Here is a 20,363-nt window from a genome sequence, read left to right on the forward strand (position 1 = left end):
AACTTACTTGATTTTACGAATCAAATCTTCTAAACCATTCAACTGCAACTCATAAACCAAGTGCATTTGTTGACCCAGTTTACCTTTTGGAAAACCTTTACTATGATACCACACAATGTAATGTTCTGGTAAATCTATCAAAAAAGTACCTTTATATTTACCAAAAGGCATTTTCATTTTTGCTAAATCTAATAAAAACTGTCTGTTTTGAAGGTTATTCTCTTCCATCTACATAATCTTGTAAATAAGAAAAACGAGCTGTTAGTTTTCCGTTTTCTGTCATTTTTGCACGCTCTAAAACACCCTCTTTATCATTATTGAAAAACGCAGGAATTACATTTTCTAAAAACATTTCTCCAAAACCTTCACTAGCATCTTTTGGCAATTCGCAAGGTAAATTATCTACAGCCATAACAACAATGGCGTTATCATCTTTAAAATTTACTTCGGTTTCTGTTCTTGGATTATAGCCATAAATTGGTTCTGCAATTGTTGAAGGTCTTATAGTGCATGCTACAGGACCATCTATGTCACAAGAAATATCTGCAACAAATTTTATATTGAATTCCTGAGACTTTGCATCTTCTCTTGTAAATAAATAAGGAGCTCCATCACCGTAAAAATGTCCAGCAATAAAAAAATCTGTTACTTTTGCGAATCGCATAAAATTAGATTCATATGCTTCAGGATTATTATAAAAGTCAAAATTATCTATAACTTTACCATCTTTTCGTTTGTTATAATCTAAAACATCTACCAAACAATATACAGGTTCTTGATAGGTATTATTTAAATACTCTTCTACTGTAACTTGAAGAATGTTCATAGCATCTAACATTTCTTTTGCTCCATAAGCTACTTTACCATTTCCTGTTAACAGTATTTTTAGGTTATTCAGTTTAATATTTTGAAGTTGCTCTATTAATTCTTTTTGACTGTCTAAAAGATTTGCTTTTGGTAATTTAAAAGCGCCACTTTTTAAACCAATTGCTCTAAAACCATTATAGGCACCTACAATTCCTGCATAACGCCCAAAACCAATTAAACGTGCTCCGTTTTCTTTTACAATGGTTTCATGGTCAAATAATTGGATGTTTTTATCTAATATAGCCTTTAATAAATCTCTATTGTAAGGTTGTTTTTTAATAGTATGACTAAAGAAAAAATATTTTTTATTCGGAATTAAATGATCTATTGGCACTTCTTTTACGCCAAATAAAACATCACAATCTTCCATATTTTCAGATACTTGTATTCCTTCGAGTTTATATGCTTCGTCGGAAAACACACGTATCTCTGAACTTTCTACTTTTAAAACTGCTGTAGGATATTTTTCTTGAAATTCTTTTAATTTTTGTGGAGAAAATACAACTCTTTTATCTGGTGGATTTTTGCGTTCTTTGATAATACCAAATTTCATATATTTTAGTTTAGTTGGTTCGAAGGTATTCGTTTTTTAAGGGGTTTGCAACTAAATTTTATGAATCTGATCTAGTTACTTCACTTTCAAGTTTTAACACATAATCACCATCATTTTGTTGAATATACAAGGCTTTATTTCCTTCTTCTCCTTTTCTAGTAACTTCTGTTCCTTTAATTGTTTTGGTGATTTCTTTTGTGTAGGTTTCTTCTACTTTACCTTCTGCTGTTCCATTACCCCATTTCCAAGATACTTTTGTTCCTTTTTTAATCATTTTTTTATTTTTCTGTTTTTACAAATTTAAGTATTTCAGTACTTTTTGTTCTTAAATTTTATTTAAAACTTGGTGCTTTAAAAGAGATAACTTTTGTACTTTTGCATACCGCGTTAAGGATTGAAGTGATATCCTTTTTAACTTTTTTGTTAAAAAGATTTAACGGAAAGCCTGCCTTTGGTTTTAAATGCTTTTAAAACAAAGGAACGCCCAAATTATTGGTATTATTTTTGTACTGATGGTTTATGTTTTTTTGAAAATAGAAAATGATAATTTTGATGAGATGCTGAAATAATTGGAGTATTAAATCGATTACGTAAATTAAAATTTGCTATTTCATTAATTTGGGGACGACTGGTTTTGACAGCAAGGTCAGTGAATTTGTAAGCATATCAAGGAATGAAACGATTCTTGTAAAACTTGTTTCAACTTTTTAAACGGCGAAGATAACTACGCTTTAGCTGCATAATCTGAATTTATAGTAAGATTTGCCTAGGCACACAAGGTGTGCAAGCTTTATGTCCACGAAAAGCCTTGGTTTATGGCGTTTCACTTTTGGGCATCGTAAAAATAAACATAGAAAATCTGTAGCTTTGGCAGGTTTTTGAAACTAAAGAAGCTAAGTTTAAGGTAGGTTGTTCTTAATCAGCCTTAAATCGAAAACCAAGTAAGAACTAAATATGTAGAAAGCTTTTTGGCTGCTTGTTTGGACCCGAGTTCGATTCTCGGCGTCTCCACTTTTACAAACCTCAACTGATTGTTAATCAATTTTTTGAGGTTTTTTTTTAAAAAAAAAATATTCTCTTGTTTTTCCTCATAAATTATTCTTTTTTTAAATAAATTAAACAGACTACTTCTCTTACATATAGTAATAAAATTTCTTTAGTTATTAGATTTAAAATACATACTAATTCAATAGAAAGTCTTGTAAATTTTAATGTTGTAGTATTTGTTTTATATACATTTATCTTTTCTATTCAAATATTTTGAATACTTAAAGCTCTTTATTGCTATATGTAAGAAAAATAATCTACCTATTCCATTTAATGATTCTTTTAAAGTTATACTATATTTATACCATATATTTGTATTAAATGTATGTTTAAACCTGTTATCTAAAAACACTTTAATATCAACAACTATGCAACAAAAAAATAATACTGTAGCAATTATAATTATTGCAAGTTTATTCTTCATATTTGGTTTTGTTACTTGGATAAATGGAGCATTAATTCCGTTTATGAAAACCATTAACGAACTAACAGAATCTCAATCGTATTTAGTAGCAACAGCTTCTTATATTTCTTTTGTAGTCATGGCTTTACCAGCTTCTTATATTTTAGGTAAAATAGGGTACAAAAAAGGAATGTCTTTAGGATTAATTATCATGGCAATTGGCGCGTTGGTTTTTATTCCTGCAGCAGAAGCTAGAACTTATTGGGTATTTTTAGCAGGAATTTTTATTCAAGGAATTGGAATGACTATTTTACAAACCGCAGCAAATCCGTACATCACTATTTTAGGCCCAATTGAAAGTGGTGCAAAACGAATTGCCATTATGGGAATTGCCAATAAAACAGCAGGTGCCTTAGGTTCTTTAATTTTTGGAGCTTTATTATTATCAGGAATAGATGAAACTAAATCAAAATTAGCAGGAGCTAGTTTGGAAGAAAAAAATGTACAGTTAGATACTATGGCAGATAGCGTTTTTATGCCTTACGTAATTATGGCGGGTGTATTATTTTTATTAGGAATTTTAATAAGAAAAGCACCTTTACCTCATGTAGAAGCTTCTGAAGAAGAACAAACTGTAGAGGGTAAAACTGCAAAAACAAGTATTTTTCAATTTCCAAATTTATGGTTGGGTGTTATTGCGCTCTTTGTTTATGTAGGGGCAGAAGTAATTGCAGGAGACACCATTATTGCTTACGGAATTTCACTTGGTTTTACTGGTGAAGAGGCCAAGTATTTTACAACATACACCTTGTTAGCAATGGTTGCCACCTATGCTTTAGGGGTTTTCTTAATTCCTAAATATGTAAAACAAAAAACAGCTTTAATTGCAAGTGCTGTATTAGGTATTGTATTTAGTTTCTGCATCTTAAACACAACTGGTTATACATCAGTATTATTTGTTGCAGCTTTAGGTATTGCAAACGCATTGGTTTGGCCAGCAATTTGGCCTTTAACATTAGATGGTTTAGGTAAATTTACCAAAACAGGTTCTGCTCTATTAATAATGGCAATTTCTGGTGGCGCAATCATTCCACCTTTATATGGAAGAATTGTAGATGCCAACAAACACGAAATGGTTACCAACGGAATTCAAGAAGCTGAAGCCATAGCAACAGCCTCTAATGAAAGTTATTGGATATTAATTCCTTGCTATGCCATCATCCTCTTTTTTGCCATTTGGGGACATAAAATTAAAAATTGGAAAGTATAGTTAGATTTTTTACTTTTAAAATCAAAAAGCTTCACATTCTTAAACAAATAAAATTAGATTTTTCTCATGAGTAATTACCATATCAAACATTTAGAAGAATATTATCAGGTTTACAGAAAATCGATTCGTGAACCAGAGAATTTTTGGGAAGAAATTGCCGAAGAACATTTTATTTGGCGAAAAAAATGGGACAAAGTTTTAGAGTGGGATTTTTCTAAACCAGAAATCAAATGGTTTCAAGGTGCAAAATTAAATATTACCGAAAATTGTATTGACAGACATTTAGCAACACGTGGTGACAAAACAGCTATTTTATTTGAACCTAATAATCCAAATGAGAAAGCAGAGCACATTTCTTATAAAAAATTGTATGAGCGCGTTAATCAATTTGCAAATGTTTTAAAAGAAAATGGTATTCAAAAAGGAGATCGAGTATGTATTTATGTACCCATGATTCCAGAATTAGCCATTGCTACATTGGCTTGTGCTAGAATTGGCGCAATTCACTCTGTCGTTTTTGCAGGTTTTTCATCAACAGCGTTATCTACCAGAATAAATGATTCAGATTGTAAAATGGTAATTACTGCAGATGGATCTTTTAGAGGAAATAAAACCATCGATTTAAAAGGAATTGTTGATGATGCGCTAGAAAGTTGTTCTTGTGTAGAAACTGTTTTGGTTGCAAAAAGAATCAATTCAGATATCAATATGAAAGAAGGTCGTGACAAATGGTTGCAACCTTTATTAGATAGTGCTTCAAAACAATGCAAAGCAACTGTTATGGATGCAGAAGATCCATTATTTATCTTATATACTTCTGGATCTACAGGAAAACCAAAAGGAATGGTACACACTACTGCTGGCTACATGGTATATACAGCTTATACTTTTAAAAATGCATTTCAATACAAAGAAAATGATGTATACTGGTGTACTGCAGATATTGGTTGGATTACTGGTCACAGCTATATCGTTTATGGACCTTTAGCAAATGGCGCAACTACAGTTTTATTTGAAGGCGCACCAAGTTATCCTGATTTTGGTCGTTTTTGGAATATTGTAGAAAAACACAAGGTAAATCAGTTTTATACTGCACCAACAGCCATTAGAGCTTTGGCAAAACACGGAACTGAATTGGTAGATAAATATGATTTATCGTCATTAAAAGTATTAGGTTCTGTTGGTGAACCCATAAATGAAGAAGCTTGGCATTGGTATAATGATATTGTAGGAAAAGGAAAAAGTCCTATTATAGATTCTTGGTGGCAAACAGAAACAGGTGGCATTATGATTACTCCAATTCCATACGTAACTCCAACAAAACCAACCTATGCAACTTTGCCTTTTATTGGAATCCAACCAGCTTTAATGGATGAAACTGGAAATGAATTAAAAGGAAATCAAGTAGAAGGAAGATTGTGTATTAAGTATCCATGGCCAAGTATCGCTAGAACTATTTGGGGGAATCATCAACGTTATAAAGAAACCTATTTTTCTGCATTTGAAAATAAATATTTTACAGGTGATGGTGCTTTACGTGATGAAGTTGGTTACTATAGAATTACAGGAAGAGTAGATGACGTAATTATTGTTTCTGGACACAATTTAGGAACTGCACCAATTGAAGACGCTATAAATGAACATCCTGCAGTTGCAGAAAGTGCTATTGTTGGTTTTCCTCATGATGTTAAAGGAAGTGCCTTATATGGTTATATCACTTTAAAAGAAACTGGCGAAAGTAGAAATCACGATAACTTAAAAAAAGAAGTAAATCAACTAATTTCTGACAGAATTGGACCTATTGCGAAATTAGATAAAATTCAATTTACAGAAGGTTTACCAAAAACACGTTCTGGAAAAATTATGCGTCGTATTTTACGTAAAATTGCTTCTAATGATTTGAATAATTTAGGAGATGTGAGTACGTTGCTAAACCCAGAAATTGTAGAAAATATTATTAAAAACAAATTATAAATATTGTTCTTAATTACTCTTAAAAGGTAAGTATTTTTTTTTCAATAGATATTTTATTAAAAAGCTCTTAATTTAAATTAAGAGCTTTTTAATTAATTAATTAATTGTTTGTATTTGTTTTTCCTTTCTATTTCTTAAAATTAAACCTGAAAATAAATATGGAATTACTAAATAGGTTGTTTTACAATGAAAACATTTGTAAATTTTAGATTTAGGAATAATTTTCAACAATAAGTTTCTTGATAATCTTTTTCGATAACTTGAGTTGCATGAAGGACATTTTGACATTGGTTGATTGGTTAGTTTAGTTTATAAATCAATTTCTAGGAATTAATCCTTAAACTTTTTCTTTTTCATGCAGCATAACAATCAAACATAATAAAAATTTCGCAAATAAAAGTAATTAATTATTGCAAATATTTAAAAATATAACACTTTTAATGAAAATTAAATTAAAAATTGTGTAAATATTAACTATTCCTGTATTCTGTACGTTTCAAACCATAGGTTTTCAACTAAAATGCTATACTATATATAACTTTATGTTTTATATTGCCATAAATTTACAATCAATTGAAAAGAATAATTGTTTCTGTTACTAACGATCTTACTACGGATCAAAGAGTGGAAAAAGTATGCAATTCGTTAAAAGGATATGGCTACGAAATTCTTTTAATTGGACGTTTTTTGAAAAACTCTGAACCAATTGATAGAAATTACGCCACTAAAAGATTCAAGTTAATTTTTAATACTGGATTTTTATTTTATGCCGAATTTAATTTGAAATTATTCTTTTTTTTACTTTTTACTAAAAAAGATATTCTATTGGCAAACGACGTAGATACCTTGTTACCTAATTATTTAATTTCAAAATTTCAAAACAAAAAATTGGTTTTTGATAGTCATGAGCTTTTTTCTGAAATTCCAGAACTTGTAAAACGTCCTCGTGTAAAAAAAATCTGGCTTGCTATCGAAAATAAAATAATTCCTAAATTAAAAAACAATTATACTGTTTGCGATAGTATAGCTAACTACTATCAAAAAAAATACAACACTACTTTTGAAACTATTTTAAATTTACCACGTAAAAAAAACATTAAAAAAGGTGTTTTAAATTTTGAAACTCACCAAAGAAAAATCATATTATATCAAGGAGCTGTAAATATTGGACGTGGTTTGGAGTTAATGATTGAAACTATGAATTACTTAAACAATCATATGCTAATAATTATTGGAAATGGCGATATTTTTAATACATTAAAAACTACTGTTTCTCAAAAAAAATTAAACCCCAAAATTATTTTTCTGGACAAAATAATACCTGAAAAATTACACAAAATAACACCTTTAGCTGATTTAGGTTTTAGTTTAGAAGAAGATTTAGGCTTGAATTACAGGTACGCTTTACCAAATAAAATTTTTGATTATATACAAGCAGAAGTACCCGTCATTGCTTCTAACTTACCAGAAATGAAAAAAGTTATAACAGCATATCATGTTGGAGAAATTATAGAAAAAAGAGAGCCTAAAGCTTTAGCCAATCAAATTGAAAAAATTTTAGAAAAAGATTTTTCTACCCAATTAAAAAAAGCTAAAAAAGATTTGATTTGGCAAAGTCAAGAAGACAAATTGTTAGCTATTTTTAAAAATACACTTTAGTTATTTTTTGTATTGATGAGGATTTTCGCGAATTCCTTTTTTAAAAATTTTACGAATCGTACTTCGTAGTTTATTATCTGCACGCAGTAAAAAATCTTTCATTTTTTCGTTTGGTCTTCCTCTAAAAGTAGTTATATGAAAATCATCTGAAGCCAATAACGTTTCATTTGAAAAATAATAATTAGATACACAACAACGTACATCATTGCTGGTGACTTTACTTACAGAATGCCATGAATATTTATGAGTTGCCATTACAACCAACCTATTAAATTTACTTTCTATAGTCATTTGTTGGTCATTTAACCCTTTGGGCCAAAGCTCTAAATTACCACCATTTTCTAATTTCCAATTAGGTGAAACGTAGTATAAAATATTTAAAACACGCCATCTGTTTCTATCTTTATCATGAGAATTATCTAAATGCGGATTTAAAAAATTGCCTTTTTTCATTAATGACAAACCACCTGCATATAAATTTTCATCTGGAAAAACTGATTCAATTTCGCAAATTTCTGACACCAAATCCACAATTTCCTTGTCTTGAAAAGCATAAATAACTTCTTCCAATAAAGGGTCGTATTTATTCATTTGAAAAGCAGTAAACTTAAATTCTCTTATGCTTTTTCTTTGAACTGAATCTTTTACGTTAGGGAATTTTCCATGAATTTCCAAAGCTAAATTTTCTGGCAACAAATCATCTAAATAAAAAAAACCAATTTCATTTTTAGATTTTAAAAACTGATCTTTTAAAATTTCTTTATTTTTTTTTAAATTGTTGTAAATAATTTTTGCAATGTCCTTTTTCGTAAAATTCATAATTCTTTTTAAGAAGTATAAAAGTATTCATTTTTTAAATTCTACTTTTGTTTAAAATGAAAAAAGTTTTACAAATTGTTTCTTTTGATGTTCCATATCCACCCAATTATGGTGGTATTATAGATGTGTTTTATAAAATTGAAGCACTTTCCAAATTAGGTGTTTCCATTCATTTACATTGCTATTTAACTAAAAATACTAAGCAACAAATTGCTTTAGAAAATTTGTGTGAAAGAATTTATTATTATGAAAGAAGCAGTGGTTTGCAAACATTTATTTCTCACCTTCCTTTTCGGGTTAAAAGCAGAAACAATAAAGCATTAATTATAAATTTAACAGAAATAAATGCACCTATTTTGTTTGAAGGTTTGCATGCTACTTATCCTCTTTACAAAAATAGTTTTAAAGAAAGTTATGTAAGAACTCATAACATCGAACATCATTATTTCTTAGGTTTAGCAAAAAGCGAAAAGAATATTTTCAAAAAAACCTTCTTTTTTTGGGAAGCAAAAAAATTAAAAAGGTTTGAAAGTGTTTTAAAAAAAGCGAAAGGTATTTTTTCAATTTCACCTTTTGAGCAAGACTATTTTTCTGAAAAATATGGTAAAAAAGCAATATATATTCCTGTATTTCATCAAACAGAAATGCAAAATCTTTTAAATTCTAAAAATGAAAAATTTGTTTTATACCATGGAGATTTGCGTGTTGCAGACAATATAAAAGCTGCTCTTTTTTTAATAAAAACATATAAAAAAAGTAATTTTAAACTAATAATTGCTGGTAGCTGTAAAAACAAAAAGGTAATTTCAAAAATTAAAAAACATCCAAACATTATCTTAAAAGAAGTGCCTACTAAAGAAGAGTTAGATACGCTTTTAAAAAATGCTCACGTAAATACTTTGGTTACTTTTCAAAAAACAGGTATAAAATTAAAATTGCTAAACACGTTGTATAGTGGTAACCATGTTATTGTAAATTCTAAAATGATAGAAGAAACTGGTTTGGAAACTTTATGTGAAATTGCAGACACAAAATCAGAAATTTTAGAAAAAACTAAAATACTTTTTAATAAAAACTTTACTAACGAAAATCAAAAAAATCGTTTAAAAATACTCGCTAAGTTTAATCCTGATAATTCAGCAAAAAAAATAATTGACCTTATTTTTAAGAACTAGCTTGTTGCGCAACTTCAAACAACTCCCCTCCTTCGCACTTTAATGTTTTTTGTTTAAACTTTACAATTAATTGGTAATCGTGTGTAGCCATTAAAATGGTTTTACCGCTTTTATGAATATTGTTTAATAGCTCCATTACTTCTAAAGATGTTTTTGGGTCTAAATTTCCAGTTGGCTCATCTGCCAAAATCAATTCAGGGTCGTTTAATAAAGCTCTTGCTATGGCCACTCTTTGTTGTTCGCCTCCAGAAAGTTCGTATGTTTTTTTATAGTATTGAGATTTTAAACCTACTTTATCTAAAACTTCATAAATTTTATCTTTCATTAAGTTTTTATCTTTCCAACCAGTGGCTTTTAAAACAAATTTTAAGTTTTCAAATACATTTCTATCGCTTAAAAGCTTAAAATCTTGAAAAACAATTCCAATTTTTCTTCTTAAAAAAGGTATTTGCTTTTCTTTTAACGTATTTAAATCAAAATCTACAATAGTTCCTTTACCTTGTCTTAATGGCAAATCTCCATATAAAGTTTTCATTAAACTACTTTTACCACTTCCTGTTTTACCTATTAAATAGTAGAAGTCGCCAGTATTTATAGTTAAATTAACTTTTGATAATACTAAATTATCTCTTTGATAAATAGCAGCATTTTCTAATTGTAAAACAGGTTTTTCCATACGTTATGAAGTTTCTACAAACTTAAAATTTTCTATTGATTTTTTAACTACAAATTACAAACAATTGTTATTTTTACTAAAATTGTTGCAATATTTTTTCTACCCCTATCCAACAAATTAAAAAATTGTTCGTTATTCATTTTGAGTATCAAAAATAAGTGTATGAAAAATCTTATTCACAAAAAAATATTTCTATCTTTTTTTGTTTTTCTTATCTCATTTACAATGTTTTCGCAACAAACTGTTGCAGATACAAACATTTTAAAAGAGTATAATGATGCACTAAAATTATACAATAGCAAAGCATATGCAGCTGCTCAAAACACTTTTAAAACCGTTTTAAATAATGCAGTTATAGGTTCTAATTTAAAAACCGATGCCACATATTATGAAGCAATGTGTGCCATAAAATTAAATCAAACGAACGCTGATAAAAAAGTACTTTCTTTTGTTGAAGAGTACCCAAATAGCAATAAAAAAAATGTTTCTTTTTTTAATGTTGGAAATTATTACTTTGCGAATAAAAAAGCTTCTTACGCACTAAAATGGTATCAAAAAGTAGATACTAAAATACTCTCTAAAGAAAATAAAAAAGAACTTGACTTTAAAATGGGTTATGGTTTTTTAGTAACAAATAATTTACAACTTGCTAAAGATCGTTTTTTACTTTTAATTAACGATGCAAAATATGGCAACGATTCTAGATATTATTATGGTTACATTGCCTATAAACTAGAAGATTATGGTATTGCAGAATCTACTTTAAAAGAAATTGCCGATAATGCTACTTACAAAGCCGAAATTTCTTATTACTTATTAGATATTAGTTTTAAAGCTGGTAAATTTAAACGTTGTATTGAAGTTGGTAAAAAATTATTACCAGACGCAAAAAGAGATTTAAAGTCTGATATTTCTAAAATTATTGGAGAAAGTTATTTCAATTTAGAAGAGTATGCTGAAGCAATACCTTACTTAAAAAATTACAGAGGTAAAAAAGGAAAGTGGAACAATACTGATTATTACCAATTAGGATATGCTTACTACAAGCAAAATGATTTTGAAAATGCCATTAATAATTTTAATAAAATTATTGATGAAAAAAATAATGTATCACAAAATGCATATTATCATTTAGGTGAATGTTACTTAAATATTGATCAAAAAAACGAGGCATTAAATGCTTTTAGATCAGCTTCTGAAATGGATTTTGATAAAAAAATTAAAGAAGATGCTGCTTTAAATTACGCCAAACTTAGTTACGAAGCTGGCAACCCTTTTGAACCAGTTTCTGAAGTTTTACAAAATTATTTAAAAGCTTATCCAAAATCAAAAGCCTACGAAGAAATTAACAAGTTAGTAGTAAGCTCCTTTATAAATCAGCAAGATTATCAAGGTGCTTTGGAGTTTCTTGCTCAAAAAAAATCTGAAGAAAATCTTGCCATAATTTTAGAAGTTTCTTTGTACAGAGGTATTCAGTTATTTACAGAAGAAAAGTACAAACAAGCATTGCCTTTTTTTTCTGAAGCAAAAAAATCTAAAAATATAGAAGCTCAAGAAAGAGCAAAATTTTGGGAAGCTGAAACTTTATACAGACTTGAAAAATACGAAGATGCAATTACGAAGTTTGAATCTTTTAACAACAACTTACAATCAAAAAACAAAGAATTTAAATTAACAGATTATTCTATAGGATATGGATATTTTAAATTAAAAAAGTACGATAAAGCAATAGTTGCTTTTAAAACATACTTAGCTAAAGACTCTATTGAAAACGACACAAAATATGATGCATTAGTAAGATTAGGTGATAGTTATTTCGCATCAAGAAACTACAAAGATGCTTTAAAAGCGTATGATAAAGTTGTTGCTGAATTTGGATCAGATTCAGATTATGCACAATATCAAATTGGTATGAGTTATGGTTTTATAGAAAACGATACAGAAAAGTTATTAGCTCTTAAAAAAGTAATTAACGAATATCAAAATTCAAACTTAAAAGACGATGCTTTGTATCAGCTCGCAACTACTTACACCAAAATTAAGGATAATAAAAATGCACATATAGCCTACGATCGTTTGTTAGAAAAATATCCAAATAGTATTTTTATTTCAAGAGCATTACTACGTCAAGGTTTACTGTATTATAATGAAGGTGAAAATCAACGAGCTTTAATGAAATACAAACAAGTAACTTCTAGATTTCCAAACTCTCCAGATGCTCTTGAAGCTGTTGTAAATGCTAGAAATGTTTACATAGATGATGGAAACTTAAATGATTATGTAAACTGGATTTCTGATCTTAAATTTATAAATGTTAGTAATTCCGATATAGATAATACAGCCTTTGCAGTTGCAGAAAAAAAATATTTAAATTCAAAAAATGGACTTGAAATAGCTCAAAGTCTTATTGATTACAACAGACAATTTCCTGATGGAATTCATAAAATAAAAGCCAATTATTATTTGGCAGACGTCTATTTTAAAGTAAAAGAGTTTAAACAAGCAATAACACCCTATCAAAATGTAATTAATGAAGATAGAAACGAGTATACAGAAGACGCATTAAGCAAATTGGCTCAAATTTATTTACAAGAAGGTAATTACAATGAAGCTTTACCTATTTTAGATCGGTTAGAGTTAGAAGCAAATGGAACTGAAAATATTTTATTTGCACAAAGCAATTTAATGAAAGCATATTATGAAACTGGAGCTTATGATTTTGCTGAAGAATATGCTCAAAAGATTTTAAGACAAGATAAAATAGATAGTAATTTAGAAAATGATGCTCGTATTATTATTGCAAGATCTTCTTTTAAAAATGAAGATTTTACTACGGCTGAAGAATTTTATTCAGAAATAGAAAAAACTGCAAATGGTGAGTTAATGGCAGAGGCATTATACTACAATGCTTTTTTTAAAAATCAACAAAATCAATATGCAGCATCAAATAAAATAGTCCAAAAACTGATTGCAAACTATGCTAATTATAAATATTGGGGCGTAAAAAGTTATGTAATCATGGGAAAAAACTATTACGGTTTAAAGGACATTTATCAAGCAACTTTTGTTTTAGAAAACGTTATTAAAAACTTTAAACAATATGAAGACATTATAAAAGAAGCACAAGAAGAGCTGACTAAAATTAAAGAAAACGAAGCCAAAACAAATAATTCCGTAACGCCACAAAAACAAAACTAATGAAAAGAGGTATTTTACTATTACTTATTTTATTTTGTTTTTTATCTACCAATGGTCAAGAGCAAAAAATAGATACTGTGGAAACAGAAATTGTAAACGTGGTTACAAAGTTTAATCCAGAAATTGCTGATGCAAAAAAAATCAATAAAAATCCTGTTATAAAATTATTAGGAAAAAGTAAAAAACAGAAACTAACTTACAGCATTTATTCTGCTCCAGTTGCTTCTACTTTTATTCCAAAAACAGGTGCAATAAAAGGTATTGATGTTGGTGTAAAAGAACGAGTTTACAACAATTATTTAGCTGCTGGTTACGGTAATTACGGAAGCCCATATGCAGAAGCTTTCATATACAAAAATACACGTTTCGATAATGAGTATGGGTTATCAGCCAAATATATTGCCTCAACAGAAAATGTAAGAGACTCAAAATTAAATAGTAATTTCTCAAACTTTCAAGCTTCTTTATTTTACAAACAAGTTGATCGCTATTTCGATTGGAAAGTAGGTTTAAATACAGAATTAAGTCAATACAATTGGTATGGTTTACCAAATATGACTTTTGATGAGCCAGTTTTAAATACCATAAACGAATTACAAAAATATAATTATGTTAAAGTTGATGGTGATTTTAAATTTCACGATTCTTACATAGATTATGGTAAAATTTCCGTATCATATTTTACAGATTTATATAACAGTAAAGAAATTTTAGCAAATTTTAATGCAAAATTAAACTTCCCTTTAGATTTTTTAGGAGATTATTTAAACGACATTTCAATAAAAACCAATGTAGAGTTTTTAAACGGAAGTTTTGAAAATAATTATGCAAAAACAAGTAAAGTAAATTACAATATAATCACCGCCAAATTAAACCCAGAATACAAAGTAAATTATGCAGGTTTTTCTATTAAAACGGCTTTAAATATAATCGCTTCTTTAGATACTGAAAATAACGCTACAAATATATTTTTATATCCAGACATATTTGCGCAAACTGCTATTTTAAAAAATTATGTAAATATTTATGCAGGAATCACTGGTAATTTACACACAAATACTTACAAGCAATTTACAGAAGAAAATCAATACGTTTCTCCAACACTTTTTATAACGCAAACTGCAGAAACATCAAATTTATTTTTGGGTTTACAAGGAAATATCACAAACGAAATTAGCTACAATATTAAAGGTAGTAGTATTAAAGAAGAAGACAAACCTTTGTTTTTAAGAAATAACACAAAATCTGATGGAACAAATGCCTCAGTTAACGGACGAACTTTGGCAGGTTATGAATATGGAAACTCTTTCTATATCTATTATGATGATGTTAAAACTACTTCCTTTTACGGAGAAATAGCGTATGATTATTCAAGAAAATTATCTTTTAGCACACAATTTCAATTTGATAATTTTACCATGACAAATGCCATAGAAAAATGGAATTTACCAACATTGCAAGCCTCTTTTTTAGGGAAATATAAAGAAGATAAATGGTTTGCAACTACCAATATTTTTTATGTTAGTGAACGAAAAGATGCGCTTTATAATGCGCAATTTCCATCTAGTCTTAGAGGTATAGAAACTATAAACTCTTTTATAGATGTTAATTTAAATGGTGGTTATCATTTTAACGATAAATTTTCTGCTTTTCTAAAAGCAAACAATATTTTAAACACCAAATATCAACGTTTTGCTAATTTTGATACTCAAGGTTTTCAAATTTTAGGAGGTATTACATATAAGTTCGATTTCTAAATTTTGATAAAAATATTTATTAACTTATTTTTAATTATAACCTTAACAATAATAACGCAAATTGGAGGTTTCATTTATTGGTTATCATTATTATTTATTTCAAACAAAAAAGAAAAATATAAGGTTAAAATATTTTCTTTATTTGTAGTACTTTATTTGAGTTCAACCTTTCTAATTATCCCTAAAATAGCTCCATTTTTTGGGAAAGTAAAAATAGAAGACACCAACAAACTTGAAGCCCATAATTTTATAACAAAGCTTTGTAATAGAAATTATGTCACTCCAAAGTTGCATAATGTTATTACTAATGTGTCTCAAAGTTTTAATAAAGAATTTCCAAAAATAAAAGTTATTTATTTAGATGCAAATTTTCCTTTTTTTGATGGTTTTCCTCTAATTCCACATTTGAGTCATAATGATGGAAAAAAAATTGATATATCATTTGTTTATGAAAATAAAAATAAAGAAACAACTAATTTAAAACCATCAAATAGTGGTTATGGTATTTTTGAAGAACCTAAAACAGATGAAATAAACCAAAATAAAAAATGCAAACAAAATGGTAATTGGCAATACAATTTTACTAAATATTTTACACTTGGACATTCTAATAAAAACTTAAAAATATCAGAAAAAGCTACAAAAGTTTTAATTGAAATAATTTTAAAAAGTGACATTCACAAACTTTTCATAGAACCTCATTTGAAAACAAGATTAAAATTGAAAAATGAAAAAATTAGATTTCATGGTTGTAAAGCTGTAAGACATGATGATCATATTCATTTCCAAATAAAGTAAATTATCATTTCATTTTTGTAGATTTATAAATTATTAAACACTACTACCAAATGAAAAAAATATTACTCTTCACCTTACTTACGTTCTTGATGTTTGCCTGCGACCAAAAACAAGAAAAAATTATTGATTCCAATAAATTATCTGCAGAAGAAAAAACAGATTCAACAAACATAAAAAAGTTATTCAACAGTGCTTTAATGGAAGGGAAGTCTTATGAATGGCTTCGTGATTTAACTACCAATATTGGTGGTAGATTGTCTGGTTCTCCTGAAGCTGCAAAAGCTGTAGAATGGGGTGCAAAATTAATGACAGAAGTTGGCTTAGATTCAGTTTGGCTACAACCAGTAATGGTGCCACATTGGGTTCGTGGAGAAAAAGAAATTGCAACATATACCACAAATGGAATTCAAAAAAATGTACCTATTTGTGCGTTAGGATTTTCAATTGCTACACCAAAATCTGGAGTTTTAGCAGAAGTTATTGAAGTGAAAAGTTTAGAAGAAGCTCAAGCTTTAGGTAATAAAATGGAAGGTAAAATTGTATTTTTCAATCGTCCTTTCGACAATACACTCATCAATACTTTTAAAGCATATGGTGGTTGTGTAGATCAAAGAGTTCGAGGTGCAAGCGTTTGTGGTAAATTTGGAGCAAAAGGTGTTATTGTTCGTTCAATGACAAATGCTGTAGACGATTACCCTCATACAGGAACCATGAGTTATGGAAACTTACCAAAAGAAAAATACATACCTACTGCAGCTATTAGCAGTAGAGCTGCAAATATTTTAAGTGAAGACTTGAAAAAAAATTCGGCTTTAAAATTCTACTTCAAACAAAGCTGTAAAAACTTACCTGATGCACCTTCATTTAATGTTGTTGGTGAAATTAAAGGAACAGAAACTCCAGAAAATATTTTTGTTGTTGGTGGTCATTTAGATTCTTGGGACTTAGGAGATGGCGCTCATGATGATGGAACAGGAATTGTACAATCTTTAGAGGTAGCTTATTTATTCAAAAAAAACAATATCAAACCTAAAAATACCATAAGAGTTGTCTTTTTTATGAATGAAGAAAACGGAACTAGAGGTGCAAAAAAATATGCTGAATTAGCAAAGCAAAATAAAGAAAATCATATTGGTGGCTTAGAATCTGATGCTGGTGGTCATACTCCAAGAGGTTTTTCTATTGATGCAAATAATGCTAACACAAAACTATTACAAAGTTGGAAAAAATTACTTTCACCTTATGGTTTACACGATATTGATAAAGGTGGCTCTGGTGCAGATATTAGTCCTTTAAAAGGAGAAAATGTAACTTTAGTTGGATACAGACCTGACAGTCAAAGATATTTTGATTACCACCACACAAGTATTGATACGTTTGATAAAGTAAACAAACGTGAATTAGAACTTGGTAGTGCTTCAATGGCTAGTATAATTTATTTGATGGATAAATATTTGTACAACAACACACCTGTTAAACCATAATTTTATGGAAATTACAATTCTAATTTTAAAGATTATTTTCGGTGTATTTTTCTGTTTTGCAGGAATAATGCATATTATAAAACCAAGAATATTCAAAAATTTTATTCCAGATTTTTTTCCAAAAAAAGCCGTAAATTATATTGTTGGAGTTGTAGAGTTTCTTCTTGGTTTTGGACTTTTTTTTTCAGAAAGTGTAAAAGAAGCAGCTTATGGTATTTTTATACTAATGATTCTGTTTCTACCAATTCATATTTGGGACGTCACAAGAATTAGACCAGCAATAGGATCAAAGAAAATAGCAATTATTAGAATACCATTACAATTTTTACTAATGTATTGTGCATACTTAATTTATATAAATTCATGAAACATATCATCTCAATTTTAATCATCACTTTCTTCATTTTTTCTTGTTCAAAAAAAGAAGCCGATTTAATTGTTATTAATTCTAATACCTATACAGTTAATAATAATTTTGAAAATTCAGAAGCTTTTGCAGTAAAAAACGGAAAGTTTATAGCAGTAGGAACTAACAAAGAAATTCAAAGCAACTTCACATCAAAAAACATTATTGATGCTGAAAATAAAACAATTGTTCCTGGTTTAATAGATGCTCATTGCCATTTTTACAGAATGGGTTTGCAACAACAAAAAGTATCATTAGAAGGCACAAAAAGTTATGATGAAGTCTTACAAAAATTAGTTGCTTTTCAAAAAGAAAAAAACACCAAATTTATTACAGGACGTGGTTGGGATCAAAACGATTGGGAAGTGAAAGAATTTCCTACTAAGCAAAAATTAGATTCTTTATTTCCAACAATTCCTGTAGCAATTAGAAGAGTGGATGGTCATGCGCTTTTGGTAAATCAAGCAGCAATTGATTTATCTGGTATTACAAAAAATACTCCAGTTTCTGGTGGTGAAATTATTGTTAAAAACGGTAAAATGACAGGGGTTTTAATTGATGCTGCCATGGATTTTATCAAATTCCCATCAACCTCAAAACAAGAAGCAATTCAAGGTTTGTTAGATGCACAAAAAATATCTTTTTCTTATGGATTAACAACAGTTGATGATGCTGGATTATCCAGAAATACGATTGAATTGATTGATAGTTTACAACAAACTGATGATTTAAAAATGCGTGTGTATGCAATGGTTTCTGGAGATAATCAAGAACAAATTAATTATTACATCAAAAAAGGAATCATAAAAACTGATAAACTGAATGTTCGATCTTTTAAAGTGTATGGTGATGGCGCTTTAGGTTCTAGAGGTGCTGCCTTGAGAAAACCATATTCAGATAGAGAAAATCATTTTGGAGCCTTGATTTATTCACCAGAAAGATATCAAGAAATCGCAAAACAAATTGCAAATTCCGATTATCAAATGAATACACATGCTATTGGAGATTCTGCAAATACTTGGATGTTAAAAACTTACAAAAATGTTTTAAAAGATGCTAAAAATAGACGTTGGCGAATTGAACACGCACAAATAATTTCTGAAGAAGATTTTATTCATTTCGATAATATTTTACCTTCAGTTCAGCCTACACATGCAACTTCTGATATGTATTGGGCAAAAGATAGAGTTGGAGCAGAAAGAATGAAAGGAGCTTATGCTTTTAAAGATTTACTAAATAAATATGGTAAAATTGCTTTAGGTACAGATTTTCCAGTAGAACAAGTAAATCCGTTTTTAACGTTTTATGCTGCAGTTGCTAGGCAAGATGCTGAAGGTTTTCCTACAAACGGTTTTCAAATGGAAAATGCATTAAGTAGAGAAGAAACCTTAAAAGGAATGACTATTTGGGCTGCTTATTCTAATTTTGAAGAAGATGAAAAAGGAAGTATTGAAGTAGGTAAATTTGCTGATTTTGCAATTTTAAATCAGAATATCATGAAAGTTTCAAGCAATGAAATACCAAAAACAAGAGCAATTTCTACATACTTAAATGGTAAAAAAGTTTTTTAACATTTTATTAATTTAAAAACAATTAAATTTGTTAAAATAAAATTATGAATTTAGTAGTTATGAAAATATTTAAAAAAATCATCTCAGTTTTAGTACTTTTCTTTTATCTAGGAGTTTCTTCTCAAGAAAAAATAGATTTAACAGTTGTTGTAAAAGATGACACAAATAAGCCTATACCTGGTGCTGTTATTCTAATTGATGATATCAAACAAAAAAGAGTAGCAAACTCTAAAGGTATATTTAAGATTAAGTTAAAAAAAAGACCTAATGAAATTGCTGCATTTTCTGTATTACATGGCATTAAAAAAGTAAAATATGTGGGTCAAAAAAACATTTATATGATTGTTGGAGGTGATAAAGATGTTAAATTAGATATTGTTCCCAGTAATTCAAACCAAGTAGGTGGTGGTGCTCAACAATTTAGAAATATTTATGATTATTTAAGAGGTAAAGTTGCTGGTGTAAATATTGACACAAATAATAGAATATCTATAAGAGGAGCTGGAAGTATTAATGGAAATACACAACCCCTACTTGTACTTAATGGAGTTCAAGTTAACGAAACAACTTTTGGAGATATTGTTCCAACTACTATAAAAAGCATAAAAATTTTAAAGGGTCCAGAAACAGCAGTTTATGGCATTAGAGGTGCCAATGGTGTTATTGAAGTTAAAACAGCACTTTAAAAAAAAGTCGAAACTTAATA

Annotated in this window: 16 protein-coding genes and 1 other RNA gene; 12 read left to right on the forward strand and 5 right to left on the reverse strand. The window is 28.6% G+C overall.

Features of this window, described 5'->3' with window-relative positions; all coding sequences use genetic code 11:
- Positions 1-3: 3 nt before the first annotated feature.
- Genes FDT66_RS10400 through FDT66_RS10410 form a run of 3 tightly spaced genes read right to left on the reverse strand, consistent with a single transcriptional unit; the run spans position 4 to position 1,694 of the window.
- Positions 4-228 carry a DUF3820 family protein gene (locus FDT66_RS10400; protein ID WP_138536239.1) on the reverse strand — a complete coding sequence of 75 codons (225 nt, stop codon included), beginning with the start codon at positions 226-228 and terminating at the stop codon, positions 4-6.
- Entirely contained in the window at positions 215-1,420 is a 1,206-nt protein-coding gene (locus FDT66_RS10405) for an NAD(P)-dependent oxidoreductase (RefSeq protein ID WP_138536242.1), read from the reverse strand. Before FDT66_RS10405 ends, FDT66_RS10400 begins: the two co-directional genes overlap by 14 nt.
- 58 nt (positions 1,421-1,478) lie before the next feature.
- Positions 1,479-1,694, reverse strand: a complete 216-nt coding sequence (locus tag FDT66_RS10410) for a hypervirulence associated TUDOR domain-containing protein (protein WP_138536244.1) — start codon at positions 1,692-1,694, stop codon at positions 1,479-1,481.
- A 346-nt stretch (positions 1,695-2,040) separates the two neighbouring features.
- Between FDT66_RS10410 and ssrA the strand changes: the two genes are divergently transcribed.
- From ssrA to FDT66_RS10430, 4 genes are all read left to right on the forward strand, one after another.
- Positions 2,041-2,434, forward strand: a transfer-messenger RNA (tmRNA) gene (gene ssrA, locus FDT66_RS10415).
- Between the two features lie 401 nt (positions 2,435-2,835).
- Positions 2,836-4,140 (forward strand): sugar MFS transporter, encoded by a 1,305-nt coding sequence (locus FDT66_RS10420; protein WP_394347938.1) that lies wholly within the window; start codon positions 2,836-2,838, stop codon positions 4,138-4,140.
- 66 nt (positions 4,141-4,206) lie between these two features.
- Positions 4,207-6,114: an acetate--CoA ligase gene (acs, locus tag FDT66_RS10425; RefSeq protein WP_138536246.1), complete on the forward strand. Its 1,908-nt coding sequence runs from the start codon at positions 4,207-4,209 to the stop codon at positions 6,112-6,114.
- Between the two features lie 573 nt (positions 6,115-6,687).
- Positions 6,688-7,773, forward strand: coding sequence for a glycosyltransferase (locus FDT66_RS10430; RefSeq protein ID WP_171032368.1), 1,086 nt, complete (start codon positions 6,688-6,690; stop codon positions 7,771-7,773).
- Here FDT66_RS10430 and FDT66_RS10435 read toward each other — a convergent pair whose 3' ends face one another.
- Positions 7,774-8,592 (reverse strand): 2OG-Fe(II) oxygenase, encoded by an 819-nt coding sequence (locus FDT66_RS10435; protein ID WP_138536250.1) that lies wholly within the window; start codon positions 8,590-8,592, stop codon positions 7,774-7,776.
- A 56-nt stretch (positions 8,593-8,648) separates the two neighbouring features.
- On the opposite strand from FDT66_RS10435, the gene FDT66_RS14175 reads away from it, so the two are divergent.
- A complete protein-coding gene (locus FDT66_RS14175; protein ID WP_246034840.1) occupies positions 8,649-9,767 on the forward strand; it encodes a glycosyltransferase family protein in 1,119 nt (372 codons plus the stop codon).
- Here the strand turns inward: FDT66_RS14175 and FDT66_RS10445 are convergent.
- Positions 9,757-10,443: a cell division ATP-binding protein FtsE gene (locus FDT66_RS10445; RefSeq protein ID WP_138536252.1), complete on the reverse strand. Its 687-nt coding sequence runs from the start codon at positions 10,441-10,443 to the stop codon at positions 9,757-9,759. The two genes, FDT66_RS14175 and FDT66_RS10445, sit on opposite strands and share 11 nt — an antisense overlap.
- A gap of 162 nt (positions 10,444-10,605) precedes the next feature.
- Between FDT66_RS10445 and FDT66_RS10450 the strand changes: the two genes are divergently transcribed.
- From FDT66_RS10450 to FDT66_RS10480, 7 genes are read left to right on the forward strand one after another with little or no spacing between them, the layout of a single operon-like run.
- Positions 10,606-13,641, forward strand: coding sequence for a tetratricopeptide repeat protein (locus FDT66_RS10450; RefSeq protein WP_246034842.1), 3,036 nt, complete (start codon positions 10,606-10,608; stop codon positions 13,639-13,641).
- Positions 13,641-15,398: a TonB-dependent receptor gene (locus FDT66_RS10455; protein ID WP_138536254.1), complete on the forward strand. Its 1,758-nt coding sequence runs from the start codon at positions 13,641-13,643 to the stop codon at positions 15,396-15,398. Before FDT66_RS10450 ends, FDT66_RS10455 begins: the two co-directional genes overlap by 1 nt.
- A gap of 3 nt (positions 15,399-15,401) precedes the next feature.
- Entirely contained in the window at positions 15,402-16,196 is a 795-nt protein-coding gene (locus FDT66_RS10460; protein WP_246034843.1) for a hypothetical protein, read from the forward strand.
- Positions 16,197-16,246: 50 nt separating this feature from the next.
- Complete coding sequence (locus tag FDT66_RS10465; RefSeq protein ID WP_138536256.1) at positions 16,247-17,680, forward strand: M20/M25/M40 family metallo-hydrolase; 1,434 nt, start codon at positions 16,247-16,249, stop codon at positions 17,678-17,680.
- 4 nt (positions 17,681-17,684) lie between these two features.
- Positions 17,685-18,047: a DoxX family protein gene (locus tag FDT66_RS10470; protein ID WP_138536258.1), complete on the forward strand. Its 363-nt coding sequence runs from the start codon at positions 17,685-17,687 to the stop codon at positions 18,045-18,047.
- Positions 18,044-19,657, forward strand: a complete 1,614-nt coding sequence (locus tag FDT66_RS10475; protein WP_138536260.1) for an amidohydrolase — start codon at positions 18,044-18,046, stop codon at positions 19,655-19,657. The genes FDT66_RS10470 and FDT66_RS10475 overlap by 4 nt, the downstream gene beginning before the upstream one ends.
- 44 nt (positions 19,658-19,701) lie before the next feature.
- Complete coding sequence (locus FDT66_RS10480; RefSeq protein ID WP_138536262.1) at positions 19,702-20,343, forward strand: TonB-dependent receptor plug domain-containing protein; 642 nt, start codon at positions 19,702-19,704, stop codon at positions 20,341-20,343.
- Positions 20,344-20,363: the final 20 nt, after the last annotated feature.

It is taken from the genome of Polaribacter aestuariivivens (assembly GCF_005885675.1).
Lineage (GTDB): Bacteria > Bacteroidota > Bacteroidia > Flavobacteriales > Flavobacteriaceae > Polaribacter > Polaribacter aestuariivivens.